The sequence below is a fragment of the Stenotrophomonas sp. YJH_SMC_53 genome, from assembly GCF_059369995.1.
In genome coordinates this window covers 368,585-394,141 of sequence record NZ_JCAFTF010000003.1, presented here as the reverse complement: position 1 = coordinate 394,141, position 25,557 = coordinate 368,585, and the positions used below count along the sequence as shown (strand labels likewise).

Annotated in this window: 22 protein-coding genes; 9 read left to right on the top strand and 13 right to left on the bottom strand. The window is 67.2% G+C overall.

The window, feature by feature from the left end; translation table 11 throughout:
• The first annotated feature begins 28 nt into the window (after positions 1–28).
• The 3 genes from AC5P7X_RS07050 to AC5P7X_RS07040 all read left to right on the top strand — a co-directional run bounded on the left by AC5P7X_RS07050 (position 29) and on the right by AC5P7X_RS07040 (position 7,052).
• Positions 29–5,005 carry an NAD-glutamate dehydrogenase gene (locus tag AC5P7X_RS07050; RefSeq protein WP_070490443.1) on the top strand — a complete coding sequence of 1,659 codons (4,977 nt, stop codon included), beginning with the start codon at positions 29–31 and terminating at the stop codon, positions 5,003–5,005.
• 281 nt (positions 5,006–5,286) lie between these two features.
• Positions 5,287–6,060: an NAD kinase gene (locus AC5P7X_RS07045; RefSeq protein ID WP_005417415.1), complete on the top strand. Its 774-nt coding sequence runs from the start codon at positions 5,287–5,289 to the stop codon at positions 6,058–6,060.
• 47 nt (positions 6,061–6,107) lie between these two features.
• Complete coding sequence (locus tag AC5P7X_RS07040; protein WP_005417414.1) at positions 6,108–7,052, top strand: 5'-nucleotidase; 945 nt, start codon at positions 6,108–6,110, stop codon at positions 7,050–7,052.
• A gap of 124 nt (positions 7,053–7,176) precedes the next feature.
• On the opposite strand, the gene AC5P7X_RS07035 is transcribed toward AC5P7X_RS07040, so the two are convergent.
• The 12 genes from AC5P7X_RS07035 to asnS all read right to left on the bottom strand — a co-directional run bounded on the left by AC5P7X_RS07035 (position 7,177) and on the right by asnS (position 17,694).
• A complete protein-coding gene (locus AC5P7X_RS07035) occupies positions 7,177–7,728 on the bottom strand; it encodes a DUF2939 domain-containing protein (protein ID WP_053500721.1) in 552 nt (183 codons plus the stop codon).
• A 42-nt stretch (positions 7,729–7,770) separates the two neighbouring features.
• Positions 7,771–8,763, bottom strand: coding sequence for an aldo/keto reductase (locus tag AC5P7X_RS07030; RefSeq protein WP_053500719.1), 993 nt, complete (start codon positions 8,761–8,763; stop codon positions 7,771–7,773).
• Entirely contained in the window at positions 8,763–9,449 is a 687-nt protein-coding gene (locus AC5P7X_RS07025; RefSeq protein ID WP_053500718.1) for a DUF2461 domain-containing protein, read from the bottom strand. Before AC5P7X_RS07025 ends, AC5P7X_RS07030 begins: the two co-directional genes overlap by 1 nt.
• Positions 9,446–10,885: an exodeoxyribonuclease I gene (gene sbcB / locus AC5P7X_RS07020; RefSeq protein WP_005417410.1), complete on the bottom strand. Its 1,440-nt coding sequence runs from the start codon at positions 10,883–10,885 to the stop codon at positions 9,446–9,448. The genes AC5P7X_RS07025 and sbcB overlap by 4 nt, the downstream gene beginning before the upstream one ends.
• Positions 10,885–12,252, bottom strand: coding sequence for an FAD-dependent oxidoreductase (locus tag AC5P7X_RS07015; RefSeq protein WP_053500712.1), 1,368 nt, complete (start codon positions 12,250–12,252; stop codon positions 10,885–10,887). The genes sbcB and AC5P7X_RS07015 overlap by 1 nt, the downstream gene beginning before the upstream one ends.
• A gap of 31 nt (positions 12,253–12,283) precedes the next feature.
• A complete protein-coding gene (kynU, locus tag AC5P7X_RS07010; RefSeq protein ID WP_005417408.1) occupies positions 12,284–13,558 on the bottom strand; it encodes a kynureninase in 1,275 nt (424 codons plus the stop codon).
• A gap of 169 nt (positions 13,559–13,727) precedes the next feature.
• On the bottom strand, positions 13,728–14,249 hold the full coding sequence (locus AC5P7X_RS07005; protein ID WP_049439577.1) for a 3-hydroxyanthranilate 3,4-dioxygenase: 522 nt from the start codon (positions 14,247–14,249) through the stop codon (positions 13,728–13,730).
• Positions 14,250–14,269: 20 nt separating this feature from the next.
• Entirely contained in the window at positions 14,270–14,932 is a 663-nt protein-coding gene (gene can, locus AC5P7X_RS07000) for a carbonate dehydratase (protein ID WP_005417406.1), read from the bottom strand.
• Positions 14,933–15,003: 71 nt separating this feature from the next.
• Positions 15,004–15,642, bottom strand: coding sequence for an FMN-binding negative transcriptional regulator (locus tag AC5P7X_RS06995; protein WP_053500867.1), 639 nt, complete (start codon positions 15,640–15,642; stop codon positions 15,004–15,006).
• A gap of 7 nt (positions 15,643–15,649) precedes the next feature.
• Positions 15,650–15,964: a hypothetical protein gene (locus AC5P7X_RS06990; RefSeq protein WP_005417404.1), complete on the bottom strand. Its 315-nt coding sequence runs from the start codon at positions 15,962–15,964 to the stop codon at positions 15,650–15,652.
• A gap of 5 nt (positions 15,965–15,969) precedes the next feature.
• Positions 15,970–16,269 carry a hypothetical protein gene (locus AC5P7X_RS06985; protein WP_005417403.1) on the bottom strand — a complete coding sequence of 100 codons (300 nt, stop codon included), beginning with the start codon at positions 16,267–16,269 and terminating at the stop codon, positions 15,970–15,972.
• A gap of 30 nt (positions 16,270–16,299) precedes the next feature.
• On the bottom strand, positions 16,300–17,694 hold the full coding sequence (gene asnS, locus AC5P7X_RS06980; protein ID WP_005417402.1) for an asparagine--tRNA ligase: 1,395 nt from the start codon (positions 17,692–17,694) through the stop codon (positions 16,300–16,302).
• A gap of 128 nt (positions 17,695–17,822) precedes the next feature.
• Between asnS and AC5P7X_RS06975 the strand changes: the two genes are divergently transcribed.
• The 6 genes from AC5P7X_RS06975 (at position 17,823) to zipA (ending at position 24,188) form a co-directional block, all read left to right on the top strand.
• On the top strand, positions 17,823–18,161 hold the full coding sequence (locus AC5P7X_RS06975; protein ID WP_005417401.1) for a HesB/IscA family protein: 339 nt from the start codon (positions 17,823–17,825) through the stop codon (positions 18,159–18,161).
• Between the two features lie 243 nt (positions 18,162–18,404).
• Positions 18,405–18,842 carry a 30S ribosomal protein S6 gene (rpsF, locus tag AC5P7X_RS06970; RefSeq protein ID WP_006452997.1) on the top strand — a complete coding sequence of 146 codons (438 nt, stop codon included), beginning with the start codon at positions 18,405–18,407 and terminating at the stop codon, positions 18,840–18,842.
• 11 nt (positions 18,843–18,853) lie between these two features.
• Positions 18,854–19,084, top strand: coding sequence for a 30S ribosomal protein S18 (gene rpsR / locus AC5P7X_RS06965; RefSeq protein WP_002804494.1), 231 nt, complete (start codon positions 18,854–18,856; stop codon positions 19,082–19,084).
• A gap of 104 nt (positions 19,085–19,188) precedes the next feature.
• The gene (gene rplI / locus AC5P7X_RS06960; protein ID WP_043398478.1) at positions 19,189–19,638 is read left to right on the top strand and encodes a 50S ribosomal protein L9; all 450 of its coding nucleotides are present in this window, start codon (positions 19,189–19,191) and stop codon (positions 19,636–19,638) included.
• 259 nt (positions 19,639–19,897) lie between these two features.
• Positions 19,898–23,401, top strand: coding sequence for a chromosome segregation protein SMC (gene smc / locus AC5P7X_RS06955; RefSeq protein ID WP_329842446.1), 3,504 nt, complete (start codon positions 19,898–19,900; stop codon positions 23,399–23,401).
• A gap of 46 nt (positions 23,402–23,447) precedes the next feature.
• Positions 23,448–24,188 carry a cell division protein ZipA gene (gene zipA, locus AC5P7X_RS06950; protein WP_053500863.1) on the top strand — a complete coding sequence of 247 codons (741 nt, stop codon included), beginning with the start codon at positions 23,448–23,450 and terminating at the stop codon, positions 24,186–24,188.
• Positions 24,189–24,305: 117 nt separating this feature from the next.
• On the opposite strand, the gene AC5P7X_RS06945 is transcribed toward zipA, so the two are convergent.
• The gene (locus tag AC5P7X_RS06945; RefSeq protein ID WP_065178621.1) at positions 24,306–25,430 is read right to left on the bottom strand and encodes a pyridoxal phosphate-dependent aminotransferase; all 1,125 of its coding nucleotides are present in this window, start codon (positions 25,428–25,430) and stop codon (positions 24,306–24,308) included.
• Between the last annotated feature and the right edge of the window lie 127 nt (positions 25,431–25,557).

The window sequence follows — 25,557 nt, the reverse complement described above, 5'->3', positions numbered from 1 at the left end:
CCCAACTGAGCAAGCGCATCGCTCTGCCATGAAACCGCAAAAAACCGCAGCCAAGACCGTGAAAAACAAGACGAAACCAGCAGAGTCGGAGGTCGCAGTGACCGCTGGTTTCTCCCTGGAGCCGGTGTACACGGCCTTGCGCAAGCGCTACCCCGCGGCCGCACAGGCCGAAGCAGTGGCCTTCGCCACTGACTTCTACAAGCGCATGGAGTCGGACGAGTTCCCGCACCACAGCGCTGAAGAGTGGGCCGCTCTCGCGGCTGAGACGCTGGAATTCGCCCGGGCCCGCAAGGCTGGCAAGGCCAACGTCCGCGTGTTCAATCCGACCGCGAAGGCCAACGGTTGGGAATCGCCGCATACCGTGCTGCAGATCGTCAACGACGACATGCCGTTCCTGGTCGATACCGTCACCATGTCGCTGGCCGAGCAGGGCGTGGGCGTCCACGTGCTGGGCCACCCGGTACTGCGTTTCACCCGCGACAAGGCCGGCAAGCTGGTCAAGGTCGGCGAAGGTGATGCCGAGTCGGTGATGCTGCTGGAAATCGACCGCCAGCCGGCCGATGCGATGGCCGCCATCGAGCAGGCCATCAACAAGGCGCTGGATGAAGTGCGTGCAATCGTGCGCGACTGGCAGCCGATGAAGGACAAGGCGCTGGCACTGGCCGACGACCTGGGCAGCCGCCAGCTGCCCGTCGACGACGCGTCGCGCAAGGAAGCACAGGAGTTCCTGCGCTGGGCCGCTGACAACCACTTCACCTTCTTCGGCTACCGCGAGTACCGCGTCGAGAAGCAGGGCAAGGAAGAGGTGCTGGCGCCGCTGAACGACACCGGCCTGGGCCTGATGCGCGGCAAGGACAAGTCCGCCGCCCGTCCGGTCAAGACGCTGGCCGCGCAGGGCCTGAATACCACGTCCGGTTTGAAGGATGCGCTGATCCTGACCAAGACCAATGCCCGTTCGCGCGTGCACCGCGCCGGCTACATGGACTACATCGGCGTGCTGGAGTTCGACGCCAAGGGCAAGATCATCGGCGAGCAGCGTTTCCTCGGCCTGTTCACCTCCAGCGCCTACAACCGTCGCCCGTGGGAAATCCCGCTGGTGCGCCAGCGCCACGAGCACGTGATGAAGCAGTCCGGGCTGGCCCCGGCCAGCCACAGTGGCAAGGCCCTGCGCCATATCCTGGAAACCCTGCCGCGCGAAGAACTGTTCCAGTCCAGCGAGGACGAACTGTTCCGCACCGCGATGGGCGTGCTGGGCCTGCAGGAACGCGTGCGCAGCCGCCTGTTCCTGCGCCGTGACAAGTACAGCCGTTTCATCTCCGCGCTGGTCTACCTGCCGCGCGAGCGCTTCAACACCGACGTGCGCCTGCGCATCGAAGCGATGCTCAAGGACGCGCTGCACGGCGAGTTCGTCGACAGCTCGGTGGTGCTGGGCGAATCGCCGCTGGCGCAGGTTCACCTGATCGTGCGCCCGAAGCCGGGTGAAATGCTCGACGTCGATACCGCCGAACTGGAGCAGAAGCTGGCCCAGGTGCTGCGCAACTGGCAGGACGACCTGCGCGAAGCGCTGGTGAGCCGCCACGGCGAGACCGAAGGCCTGCGCATCGCCGCCCGCATCGGCAAGGCGCTGCCGGCCGGCTACATCGAAGACAACAGCACCGCCGTTGCCGCCAACGATGTCAGCCAGCTCGACGCGCTGACCGGCCCGGACGACCTGCGCCTGAGCCTGCAGGCCGTGCCGCGCGAAAGCGGCGATGGCCTGCGCCTGAAGCTGTATCGCCAGCTGGATGACATCCCGCTGTCGGACGCGCTGCCGATGATGGAAAACATGGGCCTGCGCGTGATCGCCGAGCGTCCGTACCGCCTGTCGGTCGACAACGCGCCGGTGTACGTGCAGGACTTCGAAGTCGAGTCGACCGCTGGCGTGATCGATGCCGCCAGTGTCGATGAAGCGTTCGGCGAGACCTTCGCCCGCGTCTGGCACGGCGACGCCGAGAACGACGGCTTCAACCGCCTGGTGCTGGCTGCTGGCCTGCACTGGCGCCAGGTCGCCATGCTGCGTGGCTATTGCAAGTACCTGCTGCAGACCGGCGTGCCGTTCTCGCAGGCCTACGTGGAAGGCACCTTCGCGCGTTACCCGCTGCTGGCCCGCCTGCTGGTCGAACTGTTCGAGGCCCGCTTCGATCCGGCTACCGGCCATGAGAGCAAGGACGACATCGCGGCCGGTCAGGCCCAGCTGAAGGCCCACTTCGATGTGCTGGCCGCTGGCGACGATGCCACCCTGAAGGTGCTCAAGAGCGTGGTCGATGCCCGCAAGGGGGACCGCGACGCGCAGATGCAGGCCGCGCGCGATGCACTGCTGAAGCTGATGGATCGCGTGTCCAGCCTGGACGAGGACCGCATCCTGCGCTCGTTCATGGGCGTGATCGACGCGACCCTGCGTACCAGCTACTACCAGACCGATGCCAACGGCCAGCACGGCCATGTCATCAGCTTCAAGTTCGATTCGGCGCTGGTGCCGGACCTGCCGAAGCCGCGCCCGTACCGCGAGATCTTCGTGTACGGCCCGCGCGTGGAAGGTACCCACCTGCGCTTCGGCGCGGTTGCGCGTGGCGGCCTGCGCTGGTCGGATCGTCGCGAAGACTTCCGTACCGAAGTGCTGGGCCTGGTCAAGGCACAGATGGTCAAGAACACCGTCATCGTGCCGGTCGGCGCGAAGGGTGGGTTCTTCGCCAAGACCCCGCCGGTGAACGGCGATCGCGACGCGATCTTCGCCAACGGCGTGGCCTGCTACAAGCTGTTCATCCAGGGCCTGCTGGACATCACCGACAACATCGTCAACAACAAGATCGTGCCGCCGGTGGATGTCGTGCGCCACGACATGGACGATCCGTACCTGGTGGTGGCCGCCGACAAGGGCACTGCGACCTTCTCCGACATCGCCAACGGCCTGGCCATCGCGCACGGCTTCTGGATGGGCGATGCATTCGCCTCCGGTGGTTCGGTCGGCTACGACCACAAGGGCATGGGCATCACCGCGCGCGGCGCGTGGGAATCGGTCAAGCGCCACTTCCGTGCGCTGGGCCGCGACAGCCAGAGCCAGGACTTCACTGCGGTTGGCGTCGGCGATATGTCCGGCGACGTGTTCGGCAACGGCATGCTGCTGTCGCGCCACATCCGCCTGGTCGCTGCGTTCGACCACCGCCACATCTTCCTGGACCCGAATCCGGATGCGGCCACGTCGTTCATCGAGCGTGAGCGCCTGTTCACCCTGCCGCGTTCGAGCTGGGCGGACTACGACACCAAGCTGATCAGCAAGGGCGGCGGCGTGTACCCGCGCAGCCTGAAGTCGATCGAGATCACCCCGCAGGTGCGCGAAGCGCTGGGCCTGGACGAGAACGTCAAGGCGCTGTCGCCGAACGATCTGATGAGCGCGATCCTGAAGGCACCGGTCGACCTGCTGTGGAATGGCGGCATCGGTACCTACGTCAAGGCCGCCAGCGAGCAGCACAGCGATGTCGGCGATCGCGCCAACAACGCGCTGCGCGTGAACGGTGGCGAGCTGCGCTGCAAGGTGGTGGGCGAGGGCGGCAACCTGGGCATGACCCAGCTGGGCCGCATCGAGGCTGCCCAGGCCGGCGTGCTGCTCAACACCGACTTCATCGACAACTCGGCCGGCGTCGATACCTCCGACCACGAAGTCAACATCAAGATCCTGCTCAACGATGTGGTGCGGGCCAAGAAGCTGACCGTCGAGCAGCGCAACAAGCTGCTTGCGTCGATGACCGATGAGGTCGCCGAGCTGGTGCTCAACGACAACTACCGCCAGAACCAGGCGCTGAGCCTGATGGAGCGGATGGCAGTCAAGCGCCTGGGGTCCAAGCAGCACTTCATCCGCACCCTGGAACAGCAGGGCCTGCTCGATCGCCAGATCGAGTTCCTGCCGTCCGATGCCGAGCTCTCGCAGCGCAAGGCACGCGGCCAGGGCCTGACCCGTCCGGAACTGTCGGTGCTGCTGTCCTATTCCAAGCTGGTGGCGTTCAACCAGCTGCTGGATTCGGACATTCCGGAAGATCCGTACCTGTCCAAGGAGCTGCAGCGCTACTTCCCGACCCCGCTGCAGAAGAAGTACGCCGACGCGATGGAGCGTCACCGCCTGAAGCGCGAAATCATCGCCACGGCCGTGACCAACCAGACCATCAACCGCATGGGCGCCACCTTCCTGATGCGCATGCAGGAAGACACCGGCCGTTCCATCGCCGAGGTCGCCAAGGCCTACACCATCAGCCGTGAAACGCTGGATGCACGCGCACTGTGGGCGCAGATCGACGCGCTCGACGGCAAGGTGCCGGAGTCGGTGCAGATCGACGCACTGGAAGTGATCTGGAAGCTGCAGCGTTCGTTCGTGCGCTGGCTGCTGTCGCGCCCGGGCGCGATGCCGGGCATCACCGAGGCGGTCAACCGCTACCAGGGCCCGTTCAACGACATTCGCGTTGCTTCGGGCGTGCTGCCGGATTCGCAGCGTCCGACCTACGAAGCCCTGGTGGCCGAGTGGAAGGAAAAGGGCCTGCCGTCCGCGCTGGCACAGCAGCTGGCCGAACTGCACTTCCTGGAGCCGGCGTTCGACATCATCGAACTGGCCCGCACCCGCAAGCTGAAGCCGGTGGACGTGTCCAAGGTCCACTTCCGCCTGGGCGATGCCCTGCAGCTGCCGTGGTTGTTCGAGCAGGTTGACGCGTTGGAGGTCAACGGTCGTTGGCACGCGGTGGCGCGTGGCGTGCTGCGTGACGAGCTGGCAGCCAACCACCGCAACCTGGCCGGGCAGGTGCTGGGCACCAAGGGCAACAGTGCCGAGGCCAAGGTCGCTGCCTGGATGGGCCGCGACGACAACAGCCTGCGCTTCACCCTGGCGATGCTGGCCGAACTGGCCGAGCAGAAGACCCTGGACTACCCGACCGTCTCGGTCGCGGTGCAGCGCCTGGGCCAGCTGGCCGCGCATGGTGCGTAAGCGCATTCGCGCTGACGCCCCACGGATTGCTCTGCAAACCGTGGGCCCCATGCCAACCATGCTCCCAGACCCCCGCGCCGTTGGCGCGCCCCGCTGACTCAGGGGGGCTCCTGATCTGCAGCAGTTGGAGGAACGGCCCCGCGAAAGCGGGGCCGTTCTGCATTGTCTGGTAGTGCCGGCCGCTGGCCGGCAACCTCATGAATCGCAACCGGGTGCAGCAGCCGGCCAGCGGCCGGCACGACCGGGTATGCTCTTGCTGGCACACCCACCCGGATCCACCGATGAGCGACACCCCCCGCATCGCTTTCCTGGCCAGCACCGCCGAACCTGCACAGATGGCCCGCGCGGCGATGATCTCGCGTTATGGCGATCACGCGCCCGAGCAGGCCGACGTGCTGTGCCCGCTGGGTGGCGACGGTTTCATGCTGCAGACCCTGCACCGGCACGGGCACCTGGGCAAGCCGGTGTTCGGCATGAAGCTGGGCACCGTTGGCTTCCTGATGAACCAGTACCGTGGCGACGATGACGTGCAGGCCCGCATTGCGCGTGCCGAACCGGCCAACCTGCGCCCGCTGGAAATGGTGGCGCTGACCGAGTCCGGGACCAGCACCGGCTCGCTGGCGTACAACGATGTCTCGCTCCTTCGCCAGACCCGGCAGGCGGCCCATATCGGCATCGACCTCAACGGCCAGGAGCGGGTGGCCGAGCTGATCGGTGACGGCGTGCTGGTGGCCACCCCGGCCGGCAGTACCGCCTACAATTATTCCGCGCACGGCCCGGTGCTGCCGCTGGGGTCGCATACCATCGCGCTGACGCCGCTGGCTCCGTATCGGCCGCGACGCTGGCGCGGCGCGATCCTCAAGGCCGACACAGAAGTGCGCTTCCGCGTGCTCGATCCCTACAAGCGTCCGGTCAGCGTCACCGCTGATTCGCACGAGACCCGCGATGTGGTCGAGGTGACCATCCGCGAGTCGAGGGACCGTCGTGTGACCCTGCTGTTCGACCCGGAGCACAACCTGGAAGACCGGATCCTGAGCGAACAGTTCGTTTTTTGAGGACAATGGGCGGCCGGCCCCGCCGACCGCTTGAAGGACCCCCACCGATGGGCGACAACTCCCCCCGTTTGCTGACCGTCGCGGTCACCTCGCGCGCGCTGTTCGACCTCGAGGAAAGCCATGCGCTGTTCGAGAGCGATGGCGTGGCGGCCTATGCCGAGTTCCAGCGCCAGCATGAGGACGACATCCTCGGTCCCGGCGTGGCCTTTCCCGTGGTGCGCAAGCTGCTGGCACTGAACCAGGGCGCCAGCCCGGAGAACCCGCGGGTCGAGGTGATCCTGCTGTCGCGCAATTCGGCCGATACCGGCCTGCGCATCTTCAACTCGATCCAGCATTACGGCCTGGGCATCATCCGTGCGACGTTCACCGCTGGCGAGCCGACCTGGCCGTATGTGAAGCCGTTCGGCACCGACCTGTTCCTGTCGGCCAACCCGGAATCGGTGCGTAGTGCGCTGCGCCATGGCATCGCGGCGGCGACCATCCTGCCCAAACCACCGGGCGAGACCGCTGCGGCAGCGGCCGACCAGATCGATACCGGTCGCCCGGCCGGCCAGCTGCGCATTGCCTTCGACGGTGACGCAGTGATCTTCGGTGACGAGAGTGAGCGCATTTCGCGCGAGCAGGGCGTGGAAGCCTTTGGCCGCCACGAACGCGAACGCGCCCGCGAGCCACTCAGTGGCGGCCCCTTCCGCGGCTTCCTGTCGGCCCTGCACACGCTGCAGGAAGTGTTCCCGGCTGGCGACAGCGCGCCGATCCGTACCGCACTGGTGACCGCGCGGTCGGCCCCGGCGCACGAGCGGGTGATCCGTACCCTGCGGGAATGGGGCGTGCGCCTGGACGAAGCGCTGTTCCTCGGCGGCCGGCACAAGGGACCGTTCCTGCAGGCCTTCGGTGCCGACATCTTCTTCGATGATTCGCAGCACAACATCGACAGCGCCCGCGAGCATGTAGCCGCCGGCCACGTACCGCACGGCGTCGCCAACGAAGGCTGAGCCCGGTAGCTGCCAACCCTGGTTGGCATCGCGGCGCAGCCGCGCCCACCAAGGTGGGCGTCTACCAGAGCGGGGTACAAGGCGGCAGCGCCGGGCCATGCCCGGCGAGCGCAGCGGCATGGGGCTACGGGCTGCCCGACATCCCCAGCTGCAGGTCCACCACTTTCCAGCGCAGGCCCTGCGGCTCCAGCACCACCTTCATCGGTGGCTGGCCGGGGCCGCGATCCACATCGATCACGAAGCGGTCCAGCGCTTCGAAATGATGTTCGGCATTCTTCAACGGCCGCGCCGGTTCAGTTGCGCCGAAGGCGTCGCCACCCTGCAGTTCATTGCGGCCACGCTTCCACAGCACGTGGCCCTGCAGCATCGCGCCGATCCCGGTCGGGGTCACCATGGTTTCCACCGCGGCCCCCCCGAGCTGGTCGCCGAGGCCGTAGAGGAGGGCACCGAACGGGCTGGCCGCCACGTCTGGGCCGGACTGGCGCACCAGGTAGTCATTGAGCTGCGCGCGCAGGCTGCTGCGCACGCGCGGGAAATCGACGTAGCGCTCCAGGCGCGCAGTGTCGCGCTGCTCGATGGCCTTGGACAGGCCATTGACGGTCAGGTACGGGCCGCCGAACCACCAGGCCGCCAAGGCCAGGACCAGCAGCACAAGCAGTGCGGTGAGCTTCTTCATGCCGGACAGACTGCCGCAACGGCGGCAGTGCCGGGTGAAGACTCACTGACTGGGCGAACCACGGCCATCACCGAAGGCATCGACCAGCCGTTGGCGTTCTGCCGGAGTCAGCGCCTCCAGCCGCGTCGCCAGCACTTCGTCCAGGCTGCGGGTGCGGGTGGTGCCGAGGATGCCGCTGGCAACGCCGGGATGGCCCAGCGCATAGGCGAAGGTGGTCTGGGCCGGGCGCTGGCTGTGGATCGTGGCCACCGCGCGCCGCATCTGGCGAGCACTGCGCATCAGCTGGCGGCTGCTGGGCTTCAGCCACGCGCGCGCCAGATACCAGCCATCGGCCAGCCGTGGCAGGCGCGCACGCGCGGGCAGCAGGTGTCCTTGCGCCAGCACGGTGCCGGCCAGCACGCCGATGCCCACTGCCTGCAGCCGATCGATAAGCGGTTCCCGGTCCTGCTGCAGGGCGTTGTAGTCCAGCAGTACCACATCGAAGGCGTCCGGATGGGCGATCATCCAGCGCAGGGTCGAGGCCGAGTGGGTGTTGATGCCGGTGTACCGGATCAACCCACGTTCGCGCAGGCGCTGCAGTGCCGCCAGCAGGTCGTCACTGATGTCGTGTTCGCTGGCGCCATGCAGCTGGTAGACATCAAGATGGTCCAGGCCGAGGTTGCGCAGCGACGCCTCGCAGCTGGCGGTGATGGCCGCGGGCGAGAAGTTGCGTTGCTCGGCGCCGCTGATGCCGGCCTGGCCGGTCAGCGTGCCGCCCTTGCTTGAGATCACCAGTGAATCGCGCGGGTACTGCTTCAGCAACGGGCGCAGGATGCGGCCCAGGCGCGGCTCGGCATGGAAGCCGGAATAGTTGTGACCGGTATCGAGCAGGTTCACCCCGTGGGCAAGCGCATGTTCGACCACGGCAGCCGCCTCATGCTCGGGGAAGCGGCGATGACCCCAGAAGCCGGAGCAGCCCAATCCGATCGGTGAAACGGCCAGGCCGGTGCGGCCGAGCACGCGCCGCTGGCGGGCCAGCGGAAGATTCTGCGACATCAGAATTCCAGGTCCAGCGCAGCGCACAGGTAGTCGACGAACGGGCCGAGCGCGGCCAGGTCCTTGCCCAGCGTGGACAGCAGGCGTGGGCCGGTCATCGTGGCGTCGTCCAGCGAGCGCCACATCACCCAGTTGCGGTGCTTGAGGTCGTCGATGAACTCGAAGTCGGCCGGGAAGCCACGAGGGGGGCGCACCAGCTTCTCGCTCTCCTCGAAATCGAAGCGCTTGCGCAGGGCCGGCGCGTGCGCGGCGGCCTTCCAGCTGCCCGGGTTGTCGAGGATGAAATGGCGCACGCGGCGCTGGGTTTCCGGTTCCGGATGCCACAGGCCGGCGCCGACGAAGCTCTCGCCGGGTTGCAGGTGCACATAGAAGGACGGCGCGGCCACCTCTCGGCGGCGCTCATGGAACAGGCGCGCACCCTGCCAGGTCTTGTACGGTGACTTGTCGTTGGAAAAGCGCGCGTCACGGTGGATGCGGAACAGCGAGCCACCGACGCCGCGGGTATCGGCGCGGAAGTGCTCGCTGACCTCGGCCAGTGCCGGCTGCAGGTCGCCCAGCAGGCGCAGGAACGGCTGCCGGACGTGGTCTTCATACTGCTGGCGGTGGTCGTTGAACCAGGTCTTGTCGTTGTGCCGCGCCAGGCTGCGCAGGAACTTGAAACTGGCGTCCGAGAAATAGGTGCTCACAGCGTCTCCTGCAGGTGCTGGCCCCAGTCGCGCAACGATTGCAGCAGGGCCTGGCGCCGCGCGTCGCCGGGCGCTTCGGCGGCCAGTGCATCAAGCTGTTGCTGGTACTGGGGCAGGTTGAGTTCGCCCAGGCCGCCGTCGCCGAGCAGGCGCTGGCGGCGGTAATCCTGCCAACGCTGGTGTTCAGCCGGCGCGAGGCTGCCGGGATGGTTGCGTGCGCGGTAGCGGAACAGCAGCTCTGGCAGGCGCGGGTCGCGGAAGCGGCCTTCCAGCGCGGCCAGCTGCTCCGGCGCGGTGGTGCGTGCCAGCGCGAGCAGCGGCTTGTCGCCGTTGCCGAGGAATCCGTCGTACAGCGAGGCATCGACATCGGCCACGGTCGCGACGCGGGGCTGGTTGTAGACCTGGCGTGCCTTCTCGGCCAGCTGTGGAGCGAACGCGCGCAGCCGTTCCACCTTGGCTTCGATCGCGGCCACGTCCAGGCCGAGGCGCGCATGGTCATCGGCGCGCAGGTGGTTCCATGCGATCAGTGCCGGCACCTTGTTCAGGTGCACTTCCTTCAGCGGCACGCGTGTCACGCCTTCGGGCAGCTCGCTGGCCCGCATGTACAGGCGCTGTGCGATCACCTCGGCCGGCAGCTCCAGCAGGTCGTCGATCTCGCCTTCCAGGTCGAACACGATCACCCGGTTGTTGATGGTCGGGTGCACGGCCAAGGGCAGAACCGGTGCGGCGCAAAGGCGGCTGGCAGGGTAGCGCATGGAAATGTGCAGGACCGGCTTCATCGCGGCCACGTCCAGCAGGCCGCCGACGAAGCGCTTGTCGCGCAGCTTCAGTGCGTACTCCCACAGGCGCGGCTGCGACTGCTTGAACAGCCGAGCCATGCCGATGGTGGCGCGCACGTCTGACAGCGCTTCGTGCGCATCGCCTTCGCGCACGTTGTTGGCCTCGGCCAGGTGCTCGAGCTTGAACGAGGTGGCGCCGTCTTCGCGCAGCGGCCACCGGATGCCGTCCGGGCGCATCGCGCGCATCAACCGCAGCATGTCCAGCAGGTCCCAGCGCGAATTGCCATTGCGCCACTCGCGCTCGTAGGGATCGTGGAAGTTGCGGAACAACCCGTAGCGGACGAACTCATCGTCGAAGCGCAGGGTGTTGTAGCCAAGTGCGCAGGTGCCGGGGCGCGACAGCTGCTCGTTGATGCGGTCGAAGGCTTCGGCCTCGCTGATGCCCTCGGCCAGGGCCTGCTGCGGGGTGATGCCGGTGACCAGGGTGGCCATCGGCGAGGGCAGCAGGTCGTCTGCCGGGCGCACGAAGAAGCTGACCGGCGTGTCGATCTCGTTGAGGTCGGCATCGGTGCGGATCGCGGCGAACTGCGAGATGCGCGTGCGCCGCGGGTCCTGGCCGAAGGTTTCCAGGTCGTAGAACAGGAAGCTGTCTGCCATCAGTGCGCGCCCTCCAGGACCGGCAACTGCGCGTGGACCTGCGCTTCCAGTGCGGCCCAGTCGATGTTGTCCAGTGAATCGTGACCGGCGGTGGCTGCAACCAGCAGGTCGCGCTGCAGTTCGGTGCGGCGCAGCGCCTCGGCGTATGGCGTGTGCAGGAAGGTGACCATCGTGTAATGCGGCACGAAGCGGGTCGGCCAGCGCCGCTGCAGTTCCTGCTCCAGCTCGCGTTGCAGCAGGAATGCAGGGTCGGCCACGCGGTCGCGCATCTCCAGGTAGTTCTCAAGCGCCATCTGCTGGATGGCACGTGCATTCGGTTTGCGCTCGGCTTCGAACGCGGCGAACGCGCTTTCCAGGTCATCGGCCTCCATCAGCTGGCGGGCCAGTGCAACGCAGTCCTCGAATGCGCAGTTCATGCCCTGGCCGTGGAACGGCACCATCGCATGCGCGGCGTCACCGATCAGCACGGCGCGGCCCTGCTGATGCCAGCGTTCCAGGGTGAGCGTGCCGAGCAGGCCCGGCGGGTGTTGTTCCCAGTCCTTGCGCAGGTTGGGAATCAGCGGCAGGGTGTCGGCGAACTCGCGCGCGAACAGCGCCTCGGCCTGCGCGCCGGTGTTGACCGTGGCAAAGCTGGGATCGCCCTGGTTGGGCAGGAACAGGGTGACCGTGAAAGTGCCTTCGTGGTTGGGCAACGCGATGCACATGTAGTGGCCGCGCGGCCAGATGTGCAGCGCATTGCGCTCGATGCGGAAGCCGCCGTCGGCGGCCGGCGGGATCTCCAGTTCCTTGTACGAATGGTCAAGGAAGGCGATGTCCTCGCCCAGCGGCGCACGACGGTTCATCGCCGCGCGCAGTGCCGAGCCCGCGCCGTCGGCACCGATCAGGGTGTCAAAGCGGATGTCGTGCGGGCTGTCGTCACGGTCATCGATGAAACGCGCGTAGCCCGCGTCGAAATCCACGGTATGCAGGCGGCGATGGAAGTGCACGGTGGCACCGGCCTGTTCGGCCAGTTCCAGCAGCGTGGTGTTCAGATCGCTGCGATGGATCGACCAGATCACCTCGCTGTCGTCGCGGCCATAGCGCTGCAGCTGCGGTTCGCCGTCGCGTGGATGCACCATGCGCCCGCGCATCATCACCGCGCGCGCCATCACCTCGTCTTCCACGCCGGCCTGGCGCAGTGCATTGCGCCCGCGCTCGGCCAACGCCAGGTTGATCGAACGACCGCTCTCGTAGTCGGCAATGCGGGGATCGCCACGGCGTTCGTACAGGGTGATGCGCCAGCCTTGCCGTGACAGCAGGATGGCCAGCAGGGACCCGGCAAGGCCGGCACCGATAATGCTCAACGAGCGGGAGGCGTGTGCGATCAACGAACTGTCCAGCAGCAGGGGAGGGGTCGGCTTACAGGCCGGCCCAGGCTTCCACTTCCTCGACGAAATGGTGCACGTCCAGGTAGCGGTTGTAGAGCGGGGTGGGCGAGATGCGGATCACGTCAGGCTCGCGCCAGTCGCCGAGCACGCCGATGCCGCGCAGGTGCTCGAACAGTGCACGGCCACGCTCGCGGCCACCGATCACGCGCAGCGACAACTGGCAGCCGCGGCGCTGCGGATCGGCCGGGGTAATGATGTCCAGCACCTGCGGCAGGCGTGCGCGGACCAGTGCTTCGAGCAGGCCGGTCAGCGCCAGCGATTTGCTGCGCAGCGCCTCCATGCCGGCACGCTCGAACAGGTCCAGCGAGGCACGCAGTGGTGCCAGGCCGAGGATCGGCGGATTGCTCAACTGCCAGCCTTCGGCACCGATGGCGGGGGTGAACTGGGGCGCCATCTGGAAGCGGGTCGATTCCTCATGGCCCCACCAGCCGGCAAAGCGCGGCAAGGTGGTGTCGCGATGGTGGCGCTCGTGCACGAACGCGCCGGCCACCGCGCCCGGGCCGCTGTTGAGGTATTTGTAGTGGCACCACACGGCGAAATCGGGCGCCACCTCATGCAGGCGCAGCGGCAGGTTGCCAACCGAGTGCGCCAGGTCGAAGCCGATGCGTGCGCCCTGCAGGCGTGCGGCGCGGGTGATCGCATCGAGGTCGAAGGCCTGGCCGGTGCGGTACTGCACGCCGGGCCACAGCACCAGCGCCAGGCGCGGGCCGTGCTCGGCGATGGCGCGTTCGATCGCGGCCAGCGAAATCGTGCCGTTGGCTTCGTCCGGCTGCACTTCCACCAGACACTCGGCCGGGTCGAAACCATGGAAGCGGATCTGAGCTTCCACCGCGTGGCGGTCGGTCGGGAATGCGCCGGCTTCCATCAGGATCACCGGGCGCTGCGTGGTCGGCCGGTAGAAGCTGACCATCATCAGGTGCAGGTTCACGCTCAGCGTGTTCATCGCTACCACCTCGCTGGGCAGCGCGCCGACCACGCGGGCCAGCTGCGCGCTCACCAGGCGGTGGTAGGACAGCCACTGCGTCGGGCCGGTGAAGTGGCCTTCCACCGCCAGTTCGCCCCATTGTTTCATCACTTCCTGCACCGCTGCCTGCGCACCGCGCGGCTGCAGGCCCAGCGAGTTGCCGACGAAGTAGGTCTGCTCGCCGCCTCCATGGCGCGGAATCAGGAATTCGCCACGCAGCGGGCGCAGCGGATCGGCGGCGTCCAGGGCGATGGCGTGGGTGCGGCTGAGCAGGTCGGACATGGTCGGGCAACAGGCTGCAACGGGACCGCCAGTGTAGCGCCTGGGGCCGGCGTGATGCCGCGCGGCGCGCTCGCCGGGCATGGCCCGGCGCTACCTGGGGATCACGCGCATCGGTAGCGCCGGGCCATGCCCGGCGGAGGTAACAGCAATCGCCATGCCCACCGGCCTTTCAACCCGCCGCGGGCACCGGCAGCGGGTCCACGTGCCCGCACTGGCTGCAGGTACGCAGTTCCAGGCTGGCGTGGTAGCGCGCAAACACCTTGGGCAGGTCGGTTTCGATGTTCTGCAGCGGGAAATACTCTTCGTGCAGCTTGTGGTTGCAGCGCTCGCAGTGCCAGATCACGCCGTCCATCTCATGCGGCAGCCGCTTGCGCTCGACCACCAGGCCGATGCCCCCGGGCGGGCGCCGCGGCGAGTGCGGCACCTTCGCCGGCAACAGGAAGATCTCGCCGGCGCGGATCGGAATGTCGCGTACCGCGCCGTCCTCCTGCACCTTCAGCACCATCTCGCCTTCGAGCTGGTAGAACCACTCGGGGCCTTCGTCGTAGTGGTAGTCGGTACGCGAGTTCGGCCCGCCGACCACCATCACGATGAAATCGCCGTTGTCGATCATCTTGTTGCCCACCGGCGGCTTCAGCAGGTGGCGGTTCTCTTCGATCCAGGCGTGCAGGTTGATCGGTGGAGCGAGCATGGTGGTCATCCGTGTGGGGATCAGTCGCGACGGCCCTTGCGCGGCACGAAGGACAGCGCTTTTTCATACGCTGGCTGCAGCTCTTCCAGCGAACCGACGTCGATGCCCATTTCACGCACGCGTCCGTCTTTCAGGCTGTAGACCCAGCCGTGCACCATCAGCTTCTGGCCGCGGGCCCAGGCATCCAGCACGATGGTCGAGCGGCAGAGGTTGGCGACCTGCTCGATCACGTTCAGCTCGCACAGCCGGGCGTGCTTGAGTTCGTCGTCTTCGATGGCGTCGAGGATGCCCTGGTGCTTCTGCACCACGTCACCGACATGGCGCAGCCAGTTGTCGGCCAGGCCGACGCGGGTGTTGTGCAGGCAGGCATGCACGCCGCCGCAGCCGTAGTGGCCGACGATCAGGATGTGCTTGACCTTCAGCTGGTCCACCGCGTACTGCACCACGCTCAGGCAGTTAAGGTCGGTGTGGGCGACCACGTTGGCGACGTTGCGGTGCACGAACACTTCGCCCGGCGCCATGCCGATGATCTGGTTGGCCGGCACGCGCGAATCGGAGCAGCCGATCCACAGGTACTCGGGATGCTGCTGCTTGGCCAGCTGGTGGAAGAAGTCGGGGTCCTCCTTCTCGATGCGGTCGGCCCAGTCGCGGTTGTTCTGCAGCAGCTTGTGGATGTCTTTCATGTTCGGGTCCCTGGCGTCGGGTGGGGCGCACCGCAGCCATCCAGCTGCGACGTCGCGGGAATCGGGGGTGTTCAGCCGCTGCGGGCGGCCTGTTCGCGGTGCCAGCGCATCCACTGCGCCAACTCGGTGGAGGAAGGGGTGCCCAGCTGTTCCAGTTCGGCGATCACGGCGCGCTGGTTGGCGTCGGGATGGTTCTGGCTCAGCTTCAGCTTCAGCTGCACGTGTTCGACCTGGAAACGGAAGCCGACGATGGCACGCAGTTCCGGGCCATGTTCGGCACGCGTGGCATCGAACTGCCAGGCCTGGCCGACGCTGGCTTCGAAGTGGTCGCTGATCGTGCCGACCAGCCCGGCCAGCGCATCGGTGTCGTCGAAGGTGTGCAACTGGCCACGCAGCTCGGCGGCGGCGTAGTTCCAGGTCGGCACCCGCGCGGCAGGCTCCTTGTCCGGATACCAGCTGGCCGAGACGTAGCCGTGTGGTCCGTCGACCAGCACCTTGGCCGCACCGCCGTGGCGCGACTGCGGGTTGGCGCGGGCCCAGTGCCCGCGCAGCTCGATGCGCTCGCCCTCGCGCCGGTACAGCACCGGCATCCGGGTCAGCTCCGGCAGGCCATCGCTGCCGGGGGTGAGCACAGTGACGAATGGATCACGCGCCAGCAGGCGGTCCAGCCAGAGCAGGTCGGTCTCGGCGAAGGCGCGTGGAGTGAACATGCCTGGATCAGGCGCGCGCGCCCAGCGACTGGATCATGCGGCCGCGCAGGCCTTCGTCGTTGTCGGCCTGCGGCGGCTGCACTTCGTGCAGGCTGAAGCCGCGCACCAGCGCGTCTTCCTCGTCCAGACCGTCATACTCGACGAATTCGGCGTCGAACAGCTGCGAACGGGCGGTGTCTTCGCTGTCATAGCTCAGCGTATTGCCGTCGCTGTCGAGCACCTCAGCGGTGCCGGCCGGGCGAACGCGCAGGCGCGCCCAGATCAGGGTGTTGCCGAGGCTGGCCAGCCACCAGCTGTCGCGCGAGGCGGAAATGTCATTCATGGGGGTTACCAGAGCGAGGCCAGCCAGAGCAGGGCGGCCATGCCCAGTCCGGCCAGCAGGGTCAGCAGCGATACCCAGGCCGGCGTCGCCAGCCCGGACAGCGAGCGGTCCGGCTGCTGGCGATAGTCGCGGCGCAACAGCCAGGCCAGGGCATCGGGCTTGAGGAAGGCGCCGCTGCCGAAGCGCTCGGCGAGCGCCGGATGACGGTCGCGGACGTGCACCAGGGTCAGCGGCCAGAAGATCACGAAGGCACTGAACCCGGCCACTGCAACGCCGACGAAACACAGGGCGAAGAACAGGGTCATGGGAGCCGTACCTCCGTGGACGTGTGGGCCTTAGAAGTCCGCACTGCCCGGGGCGCGCGGGTAGGGGATCGCATCGCGGATGTTGGACAGCCCGCAGACGTACACCACCAGGCGTTCGAAGCCCAGGCCGAAGCCGGCGTGAGGCACCGAGCCATAGCGGCGGAAGTCGCGGTACCAGCTGTAGTGCTCACGATCCAGGCCGAACTGGGCCATGCGCGCGTCCAGCACGTCGAGGCGCTCCTCACGCTGGCTGCCACCGATGATCTCGCCGATGCCCGGGGCCAGCACATCCATCGCGGCAACGGTCTTGCCGTCGTCGTTCAGGCGCATGTAGAAGGCCTTGATGTGCTCCGGATAGTTGGTCACCACCACCGGACGGCCGACATGCTCCTCGGTCAGCCAGCGCTCGTGCTCGGTCTGCAGGTCCAGGCCCCATTCCACCGGGAAGTCGAACTTCCTGCCGGACTTCTGCAGCAGGCTGACCGCATCGGTGTAGTCGATGCGCTCGAACGGTGCGTTGATGAAATCTTCCAGCTTGGTGATCGCGTTCTTGTCCACGCGCTCGGCGATGAAGGCCAGGTCGTCGCTGCGCTCGTTCAGCACGGCGCGGAACAGGTACTTCAGGAACTCTTCGGCCAGGCGTGCGTCTTCGGCCAGGTCGGCGAAGGCGATTTCCGGCTCGATCATCCAGAACTCCGCCAGATGGCGGGTGGTGTGGCTGTTCTCGGCGCGGAAGGTCGGGCCGAAGGTGTAGACCTTGCTCAGCGCCAGGCAGTACGCCTCGACGTTCAGCTGGCCGGACACGGTCAGGAACGTTTCCTTGCCGAAGAAGTCGCGGCTGAAGTCGATCGCGCCCTTCTCGTCACGTGGCAGGTTCACCATGTCCAGGGTGGACACGCGGAACATCTGGCCGGCGCCTTCGGCATCGGAGGTGGTGATGATCGGGGTGCTGATCCAGTTGAAGCCGTTCTCGTGGAAGAAGCGGTGCACGGCCTGGGCCAGGCAGTTGCGGATGCGGGTGACTGCGCCGAACAGGTTGGTGCGCGGGCGCAGGTGCGCGACTTCGCGCAGGAACTCCGGCGACATCGGCTTGGGCTGGATCGGGTAGGTGAGCGGGTCTTCGACCCAGCCGACCACGTCCAGTGCGCTGGCCTGGATCTCGAACGACTGGCCCTTGCCCTGCGACTTCACCAGGGTGCCGGTGCCGATGACCGAGCAGCCGCTGGTCAGGCGCTTGATCTCGTCGAAGTTGGCCAGGGTGTCGTTGGCCACGATCTGGATCGGGGCGAAGCAGGAGCCGTCGCTCACATTCACGAAGGCCAGATTCGCTGAACCGCGCACCGTGCGCACCCATCCGCGTACCGTGACTTCGCCGCCTTCCGGGATCTTCCCGGCAAGCGCATGTTCAACGCTGACCACCGTCATGACTTGAATCCTCTGCTGATCGACTCGATCTGTGAACACGGGAGTTTACCGGTTGCAGCGTTCTGCTTGCGAGGCATTTTTCGCGGCAACGGCTCCTTATAATGTTCCCGTACCTCTGGAGTAGCCCCATGGCCGTCAGCCTGACCCCCATTGCCTTCGAGCGCGTGCAGCGCTTTGTCGCCCAGACCCCCGGCGCGCTGGGCCTGCGTTTCGGCGTGACCAGGACCGGCTGCTCCGGTTGGGGCCACGTGACCGACCTGGCCCGAGACGAGCGCGAGGGCGATACCGTGTTCGACCAGGACGGCGTGAAGATCTATGTCGACGCCAAGAGCCTGGCGCTGGTGGACGGCACCGTGATCGACTTCGGCAAGCATGGCCTGAGCGAGACCTTCACGTTCAGCAACCCGAACGCCACCGCCGAGTGCGGCTGCGGCGAGAGCTTCACCACCGACGCCGACAAGGCCTGACGCGCGGCTTTGGCGCCCGCCGGGCATGGCCCGGCGCTACCCGCCTGGTGGGTGCCGACCTTGATCGGCACCGGGGCAGGGCACTCCGGTTCAGAAGGTCGGGTGCCCCCGGTTGCCCGCCATTCCCATCTGCGCCATAATGCGCGGCTTCCTGCCTTCCTGGCGGGAATCCTTGCCCCACCGCGGTCTCAACGGCGGGGGGCTGTCCGGCCGAAAGGCCACATCCGAAAGGTAGAAAAAAACATGAGTCGTCATTACGAAATCGTGTTCATGGTCCACCCGGACCAGAGCGAGCAGGTCCCGGCCATGATCGAGCGCTACAAGTCGCTGGTCGAGAACGGCAACGGCACCATCCACCGCCTGGAAGACTGGGGCCGCCGCCAGCTGGCGTACCCGATCCAGAACCTGGTGAAGGCCCACTACGTGCTGATGAACATCGAAGCCGACCAGGCCGTTCTGAACGAACTGACCGAGAGCTTCCGCTTCAACGACGCCGTGCTGCGCAACCTGGTCATCAAGCGTGACGAGGCTGACACCGAGCAGTCGCTGATCATGAAGAGCAAGGACGAGAAGGGTGACAAGCCGGAGCGCGGTGAGCGCCGTCGTCGTGACGACGAAGAAGGCGAGTCCACCACCACCGCTGACAACGAAGCCGGCGACGACGCCGCTTCCGCCGCCTAAGGAGCCTTCCCATGTCCAAGTTCTTCCGTCGCCGCAAGTTCTGCAAGTTCACGGCTGAAGGTGTGAAGGAGATCGACTACAAGGATCTCAACACCCTGCGCCAGTACCTGACCGAGAACGGCAAGATCGTGCCGAGCCGCGTCACCGGTACCAAGTCGAAGTACCAGCGCCAGCTGGCGACCGCCGTCAAGCGCGCTCGCTTCCTGGCCCTGATCCCGTACACCGACAACCACGACGTCTGATGCCGGCGGGGCGGCCCGGTGCCGCCCCCGCTGTGCCAGCTATTCGGACAGCCTTTGTTGCGGGGCATCGCCTCGCTAACGAATAACTCATCTGGAGCAATACCATGCAGCTGATCCTCCTGCAGAAAGTCACCAACCTCGGCAACCTGGGCGACCTGGTCGACGTGAAGCCGGGCTACGGCCGTAACTTCCTCGTGCCGCAGGGCAAGGCCGTGCCGGCCACCGAGAGCAACAAGGCCGAGTTCGAAGCCAAGCGCGCCGAATACGAAGCCAAGGCCCAGGCCATCCACGCCGAAGCTGACGCCCGCAAGGCCAAGCTGGACGGCGCGAGCGTGACCATCCCGGCCAACGCTTCGACCGAAGGCAAGCTGTACGGCTCGGTCGGCGCCCGTGAAATCGCCGATGCCTTCACCGCTGCCGGCCTGCCGGTCAGCAAGAGCGAAGTCATCCTGGGCGAAGGCGCCTTCCGCAACATCGGCGAGTACGACGTGCTGATCCACCTGCACGCCGACGTCGAGACCACCGTCAAGGTCGTCGTCGTCGCCGAAGCCTGATTCCACGCCGCAAGGCCTGGCATCACCGCAGAACGGGCGCCCGCAAGGGTGCCCGTTTTGTTTTATGGTTCCGTTTCGCCAGCTCGGGCCACGTGCGGCCGGCGGGGCAGGGCCGGGCAATGTTCCACGCCCATTCGTAGAACACGGCCACATCGGTATACTCAGGGCGTCACACCCGTTCCACGGGCATCGATCCCAACAGGATCAATGACTTGGAGGGTAAACGCAGGCCGCTTGCCGGCCCCAGTCCGGAACCCCTATGCGTCTTTCCACGATCAAGCTGTCCGGCTTCAAGTCGTTCGTCGATCCGACCACCCTGCACCTGCCGACCAACATGACCGGCGTGGTGGGCCCCAATGGCTGCGGCAAGTCGAACATCATCGACGCCGTGCGCTGGGTCATGGGCGAGAGCTCGGCCAGCCGCCTGCGCGGCGACTCGCTGACCGACGTGATCTTTTCCGGTTCCAATGCCCGCAAGCCGGTGTCGCAGGCCACGGTCGAGCTGATCTTCGACAACTCCGACCACACGATCTCCGGCGAGTACGCCGCGTTCAACGAAATCTCGGTCAAGCGCACGGTCAGCCGCGACGGTACCAGCAACTACTACCTCAACGGCACCAAGTGCCGCCGCCGCGACATCACCGACCTGTTCCTCGGCACCGGCCTGGGCCCGCGCAGCTACTCGATCATCGAGCAGGGCATGATCAGCCAGATCATCGAGGCGCGCCCGGAAGACCTGCGTGTGTACCTGGAAGAGGCAGCCGGCATCTCCAAGTACAAGGAGCGCCGCAAGGAGACCGAGACCCGCATCCGCCACACCCGCGAGAACCTGGACCGGCTGGGCGACCTGCGCGACGAGATCAGCAAGCAGCTGGAGCACCTCAAGCGCCAGGCCAAGCAGGCCGAGCAGTACCAGGCCCTGCAGGAAGAGCGCCGGGTCAAGGATGCCGAGTGGAAGGCGCTGGAATTCCGCGGCCTCGACGGGCGCCTGTCGAAGCTGCGCGAAGGCCTGTCGCAGGAAGAGACGAGGCTGCAGCAGCTGATCGCCGACCAGCGTGATGCCGAGGCGCGCATCGAGACCTCGCGCGCGCGGCGCGAAGAGGCCGCCGACGCGCTGAACACCGCGCAGGCTGCGGTCTACCAGGTCGGCAGCACGCTGGCGCGCCTGGAGCAGCAGATCCAGCACCAGCGCGAGCTGTCGCAGCGCCTGCACAAGGCGCGCGATGAAACCCAGCAGGCGCTGGCCGAACTGGGCCAGCACATCAGCGGCGACGAGGCCAAACTGAGGGTGCTGCGCGAGGCGGTGGAGGCCGCCACTCCGCAGCTGGAAGCACTGCAGGAAGAAAACGAGATCAAGCAGGAAAGCCTGCGTGAGGCTGAAGAGCGGCTGGCCAGCTGGCAGCAGCGCTGGGAACAGCACACCTCGCAGAGTTCGGAAGCCTCGCGCGCCGGCGATGTCGAGCGCACGCGCGTGGACTACCTGGACAAGCAGATCCTCGACGCCGACCGGCGTCGCGAGGCCCTGGCCGCCGAACGCGCAGGCCTGGACGTGGACGCGCTGGAAGAAGCCTTCGAGCAGCTGCACCTGCAGCACGACACGCAGAAGGCCGCACTGGATGAATTGAGTGAAGACGTCGAGCTGCGCAAGCAGGGCGTGACGGCAGTGCAGGAACAGCAGCGCAATGGCCAGAACGAACTGGCTGAACTGCGCAAGCAGGCCAACGGCCTGCGCGGTCGCCTGGCCTCGCTGGAAACCCTGCAGCAGGCCGCGCTGGGCCAGGAGCAGGGTGCAGCCGTGGCCTGGCTGAAGGCGCGCGGGCTGGATTCGGCGGCGCGCGTCGGCGAACGCCTGGACGTGGATGCCGGCTGGGAAAACGCGGTGGAAAGTGCGCTCGGCCAGCTGATCGAAGGCGTGCTGGTCGATGACCCGGCCAGCCTGGTCGGCGCGCTGGGCGAACTTGGCGAAGGCCACATTGCGCTGGTCGCCGACGATGCTTCTGAACTGAAGGTGGCGCCGACCTCGCTGGCGGCACGCGTGCGCGGCCCGGCGGCGATCCGTCGGCTGCTGGCGCACCTGCATGGTGCGAAGGACCTGTCCGAGGCGAAGGCCCTGCAGGCCAGCCTGCCGGAAGGCGATTCGATCATCACCCAGGGCGGCGAGCGGCTGGGCCAGGGCTGGCTGCGCGTGTCGCGCTCCGGTGCCGCCGAGCAGGGTGCGCTGCTGCGCGAGCGTGAGATCAATGAACTGCGTGAGCAGATCGAGCAGCTGCAGGACCGCGAGGCCGAGCTGGAAGAGCAGCTGAGCGGTTTCCGTGAGCAGCTGCAGGCGGCCGAGCAGCAGCGCGAGGACGCGCAGCGCGCGCTCTACCAGGCCCACCGCGCGGTGTCCGAGCTGGCCGGCCAGCTGCAGGGCCAGCAGGGCAAGGTGGAAGCGGCACGCACCCGCATCGACCGCATCGAGGGCGAGCTGAAGCAGTTGCAGGAAACGCTGGAAGCCAACAACGAGCAGGCGCGGGAAGCGCGCTCGCGGCTGGAGAGTGCGGTCAGCAGCATGGGCGACCTGGAATCGACCCGGCAGCGGCTGGAGGGCGAACGTCGGCAGTTGACCGAGGCCCGCGACCTGGCCCGCGATGCCGCCCGCGCGGTACGCGAGCGCGCGCATTCGCTGGCCCTGACCCTGGAATCGCAGCGCGCGCAGCTGGCCTCGTTGAGCCAGGCGCTGGAACGCATGGGCACCCAGCGCGGGCAGCTGGACGCGCGGCTGGGCGAGCTGCACTCGCAGCTGGACGAAGGGGATTCGCCGGTCGAATCGCTGCAGGCCGAACACCAGAACGCGCTGGAAGAGCGCGTGCGGGCCGACCGTGTGTTGACCGAGGCGCGAACGCTGCTGGACGGCATCGACGCCGAGTTGCGCAACTACGAGCAGACCCGCCACCAGCGCGACGAGCAGGCGTTGGCCCAGCGCGAGCGCATTTCGCAGCGCAAGCTCGACCAGCAGGCCTTGGTGCTCAGCGCCGACACCCTGCAGGCGGCAGTGGAAAAGGCCGGCTTCGTGCTGCAGGACGTGCTCAATGCACTACCCGAGGACGCCCGCCTGGGCGACTGGGAGCAGGCCGTGCACCAGATCGACGCACGCATGCGCCGGCTGGAGCCGGTCAACCTGGCCGCCATCCACGAGTACGGCGAGGCTTCGCAGCGTTCGGACTACCTGGATTCGCAGCACGCCGACCTGACCACGGCGCTGGAAACACTTGAGGATGCCATCCGCAAGATCGATCGCGAGACCCGCGGGCGCTTCAAGGACACCTTCGACCGCGTCAACGCCGGCGTCCAGGCCCTGTATCCGCGCCTGTTCGGTGGCGGCCACGCCTACCTGGAACTGACCGGTGAAGACCTGCTCGACACGGGCGTGACCATCATGGCGCGCCCGCCGGGCAAGCGCGTGTCGAGCATCTCGCTGCTGTCCGGCGGCGAGAAAGCGATGACCGCGGTGGCGCTGGTGTTCGCCATCTTCCAGTTGAATCCCGCCCCGTTCTGCCTGCTGGACGAGGTGGACGCGCCGCTGGACGAAGCCAACGTCGGCCGCCTGGCCAACATGGTCAAGGAAATGAGCGAGAAGGTGCAGTTCCTGTTCGTCAGCCACAACAAGGCGACGATGGAGGCCGCGCACCAGCTGTCGGGCGTGACCATGCGTGAGCCGGGCGTCAGCCGCCTGGTCAGCGTGGACCTGGAAGAAGCCGCGCGATTGGCGGGCGCGGCCTGACGTGCCATCCTAGTTACCTGAATGAACTAGCCGGAGAACCTATCGAATGTCCGACACGGCACTGTTGCGCATCGGCATCCTGGCCGCCGGCCTGCTGTTGATCGCCGCGATCTTCCTGTTTGGCCGTCCGAAGAAAAAGCCCCAGGGGCGCCGCGTGGAAAACGCGGAACCGACCAGTGGCGAGCGCCGCGAACCGGTCCTGGGCGAGGACGGCGTCGTGGTGGCCGAGGGCCGCGTCGAACCGGGCATGGGCGGCGAAGGCGAGCAGGCCGAACTTGGCCTGGCCGACACCGATCCGGGCGCGGCCAACGACGTCGGCAAGCGCACCACCCAGGATTTCGACAAGATCGTCTCGCTGTTCGTGGCCGCCCGTGCCGGCGAGCAGCTGCGCGGCGAAGACATCGTGGTGGCGGCGGAGAAGACCGGCCTGGTATTCGGCCACATGAACGTGTTCCACCGCCTGGTGGAAGGCCACCCCGAGCGCGGCCCGATCTTCTCGATGGCCAGCATCATGAAGCCGGGCAGCTTCGACATGGCCAACATCCGTGCCATGGAAACCCCGGCCATCGCCTTCTTCCTGACCCTGCCGGCGCCGCTGACCGCGCTTGATGCCTGGGAGAAGATGCTGCCGACCGTGCAGCGCATGGCCGAGCTGCTCGATGGCGTGGTGCTGGATGACAGCCGCAATGCCCTGGGCCGCCAGCGCATCGCGCACATCCGCGACGAGCTGCGTGCCTACGACCGCCAGCACCAGGCACCGCCGCTGACCAAGACCCCGCGCTGGTGAGCGCCATGGCGTGCCGACCAACGGTCGGCACCCACCCCGACCAATGGTCGGCATCCACAACAGCAGATCCACGCCATGCGTGGATGGGGCGAACCAAGTTCGCCCCCACCAACGGGGTCAGGCCGGTACGCCGGCCACCTTGGCGAACGCACGGCGGAATGCGGCCATTTCGTCTTCGGTGCCGACGGTCACGCGCACGCGCTGTGGCCAGATCGGCCAGCTGCGGCCAATGATCACGCCGTTGTCTGCCATCGCCTTGGCAAAGGCGGCACCGTCGCGCTGCACATCCACCACGAAGCAGTTCGCTTCCGACGGGACGCAGCTGAAACCACGCTTGCCCAGCCACGCGATGGTGGCCTGCCGCACCTGGGCATTCTGCAGGCGCCGCTGCGCGATCAACTGGGGATCCTGCAGGCTGGCCAGTGCTGCGGCCAGTGCTGGCACGGGCAGTGGGTTGTCGCCCAGGCTGGCCAGTTCGCGCAGGCGGTCGGGATGTGCGGCCGCCACGCCCAGGCGCAGGCCGGCCATGCCGTACAGCTTGGAGAACGTGCGCAGCACGATCAGGTCATCGCGCTGCGCTACCTGCGCGATCAGGCTCGGCTGCTCGCTGTACTGCAGGTAGGCCTCGTCGACCAGCACGCGGGTCGATGCGGGCTTGTGGGCCAGCAGCCAGGCGAGCTCATCCGGTGGGCTGATCGAACCGGTCGGGTTGTTCGGATTGCACACATACACCAGCCCGGTCGGGCGCGCTTGCGCGGCGGCGACCATCGCACGCAGGTCATGCGCGCCGTCGTCGCGCAGCGGCACCTTCTGCACATGGGCGCCGCGAGCAGCGGCGACCTCGCCCAGCGTCTCGAAGGTCGGGTCGGCCACCACCAATCCCGCCTGCGGCCCGGTCCACACCGTGGCGGCCCGGTTCAACGGCTCGCTTGAGCCGGGATAGAGGCGCACGTGGTCGGCCGGAATACGTGCCTGCTCGATGAAGGCATCGCGCACCTGTGCGGCCAGGGCGAAGCGGTAGCGGCCGCAACTGGCGATACTGTCGCGCGCGGCCTGCTGGGCCGCCGGCGAGGGGCCGTAGGGGCACTCGTTGAAGTTCAGCAGTACCACGCCTTCGGCAGGGGCCGGGGCGACGGCGGCCGCAGGTTGGGCCTGGCCAAGCCGCGGCAGTCCGCTGCCAGCGACGGCGAGGCCGGCACCGGCCAGTTGCAGGAAGCGTCTACGGGAAGCAGGCAGGGTCACGGGTGGGATTCCGAGGAGTAGCCTTCGCACGCTAGCGCTGGTTGCGGTGGGCGGCAAGCCCGCTTTTTGTAGTGCCGAGCCATGGTCGGCTGCAGGTGTGCCAACCAAGGTTGGGCACCTGCCGGGG

What these genes read in the sequence shown, in the direction of transcription:
- AC5P7X_RS07040 (WP_005417414.1), top strand. Translation starts at nt 6,108, where the DNA reads ATGGGCGACAACTCCCCCCGTTTGCTGACCGTCGCGGTCACCTCGCGC.
- can (WP_005417406.1), bottom strand. Translation starts at nt 14,932, where the DNA reads ATGAAAGACATCCACAAGCTGCTGCAGAACAACCGCGACTGGGCCGAC.
- AC5P7X_RS06985 (WP_005417403.1), bottom strand. Translation starts at nt 16,269, where the DNA reads ATGACCCTGTTCTTCGCCCTGTGTTTCGTCGGCGTTGCAGTGGCCGGG.
- AC5P7X_RS06990 (WP_005417404.1), bottom strand. Translation starts at nt 15,964, where the DNA reads ATGAATGACATTTCCGCCTCGCGCGACAGCTGGTGGCTGGCCAGCCTC.
- AC5P7X_RS07005 (WP_049439577.1), bottom strand. Translation starts at nt 14,249, where the DNA reads ATGCTCGCTCCACCGATCAACCTGCACGCCTGGATCGAAGAGAACCGC.
- asnS (WP_005417402.1), bottom strand. Translation starts at nt 17,694, where the DNA reads ATGACGGTGGTCAGCGTTGAACATGCGCTTGCCGGGAAGATCCCGGAA.
- AC5P7X_RS06995 (WP_053500867.1), bottom strand. Translation starts at nt 15,642, where the DNA reads ATGTTCACTCCACGCGCCTTCGCCGAGACCGACCTGCTCTGGCTGGAC.
- smc (WP_329842446.1), top strand. Translation starts at nt 19,898, where the DNA reads ATGCGTCTTTCCACGATCAAGCTGTCCGGCTTCAAGTCGTTCGTCGAT.
- AC5P7X_RS07045 (WP_005417415.1), top strand. Translation starts at nt 5,287, where the DNA reads ATGAGCGACACCCCCCGCATCGCTTTCCTGGCCAGCACCGCCGAACCT.
- AC5P7X_RS07035 (WP_053500721.1), bottom strand. Translation starts at nt 7,728, where the DNA reads ATGAAGAAGCTCACCGCACTGCTTGTGCTGCTGGTCCTGGCCTTGGCG.
- zipA (WP_053500863.1), top strand. Translation starts at nt 23,448, where the DNA reads ATGTCCGACACGGCACTGTTGCGCATCGGCATCCTGGCCGCCGGCCTG.
- AC5P7X_RS07050 (WP_070490443.1), top strand. Translation starts at nt 29, where the DNA reads ATGAAACCGCAAAAAACCGCAGCCAAGACCGTGAAAAACAAGACGAAA.
- rplI (WP_043398478.1), top strand. Translation starts at nt 19,189, where the DNA reads ATGCAGCTGATCCTCCTGCAGAAAGTCACCAACCTCGGCAACCTGGGC.
- rpsR (WP_002804494.1), top strand. Translation starts at nt 18,854, where the DNA reads ATGTCCAAGTTCTTCCGTCGCCGCAAGTTCTGCAAGTTCACGGCTGAA.
- AC5P7X_RS07030 (WP_053500719.1), bottom strand. Translation starts at nt 8,763, where the DNA reads ATGTCGCAGAATCTTCCGCTGGCCCGCCAGCGGCGCGTGCTCGGCCGC.
- sbcB (WP_005417410.1), bottom strand. Translation starts at nt 10,885, where the DNA reads ATGGCAGACAGCTTCCTGTTCTACGACCTGGAAACCTTCGGCCAGGAC.
- kynU (WP_005417408.1), bottom strand. Translation starts at nt 13,558, where the DNA reads ATGTCCGACCTGCTCAGCCGCACCCACGCCATCGCCCTGGACGCCGCC.
- rpsF (WP_006452997.1), top strand. Translation starts at nt 18,405, where the DNA reads ATGAGTCGTCATTACGAAATCGTGTTCATGGTCCACCCGGACCAGAGC.
- AC5P7X_RS06975 (WP_005417401.1), top strand. Translation starts at nt 17,823, where the DNA reads ATGGCCGTCAGCCTGACCCCCATTGCCTTCGAGCGCGTGCAGCGCTTT.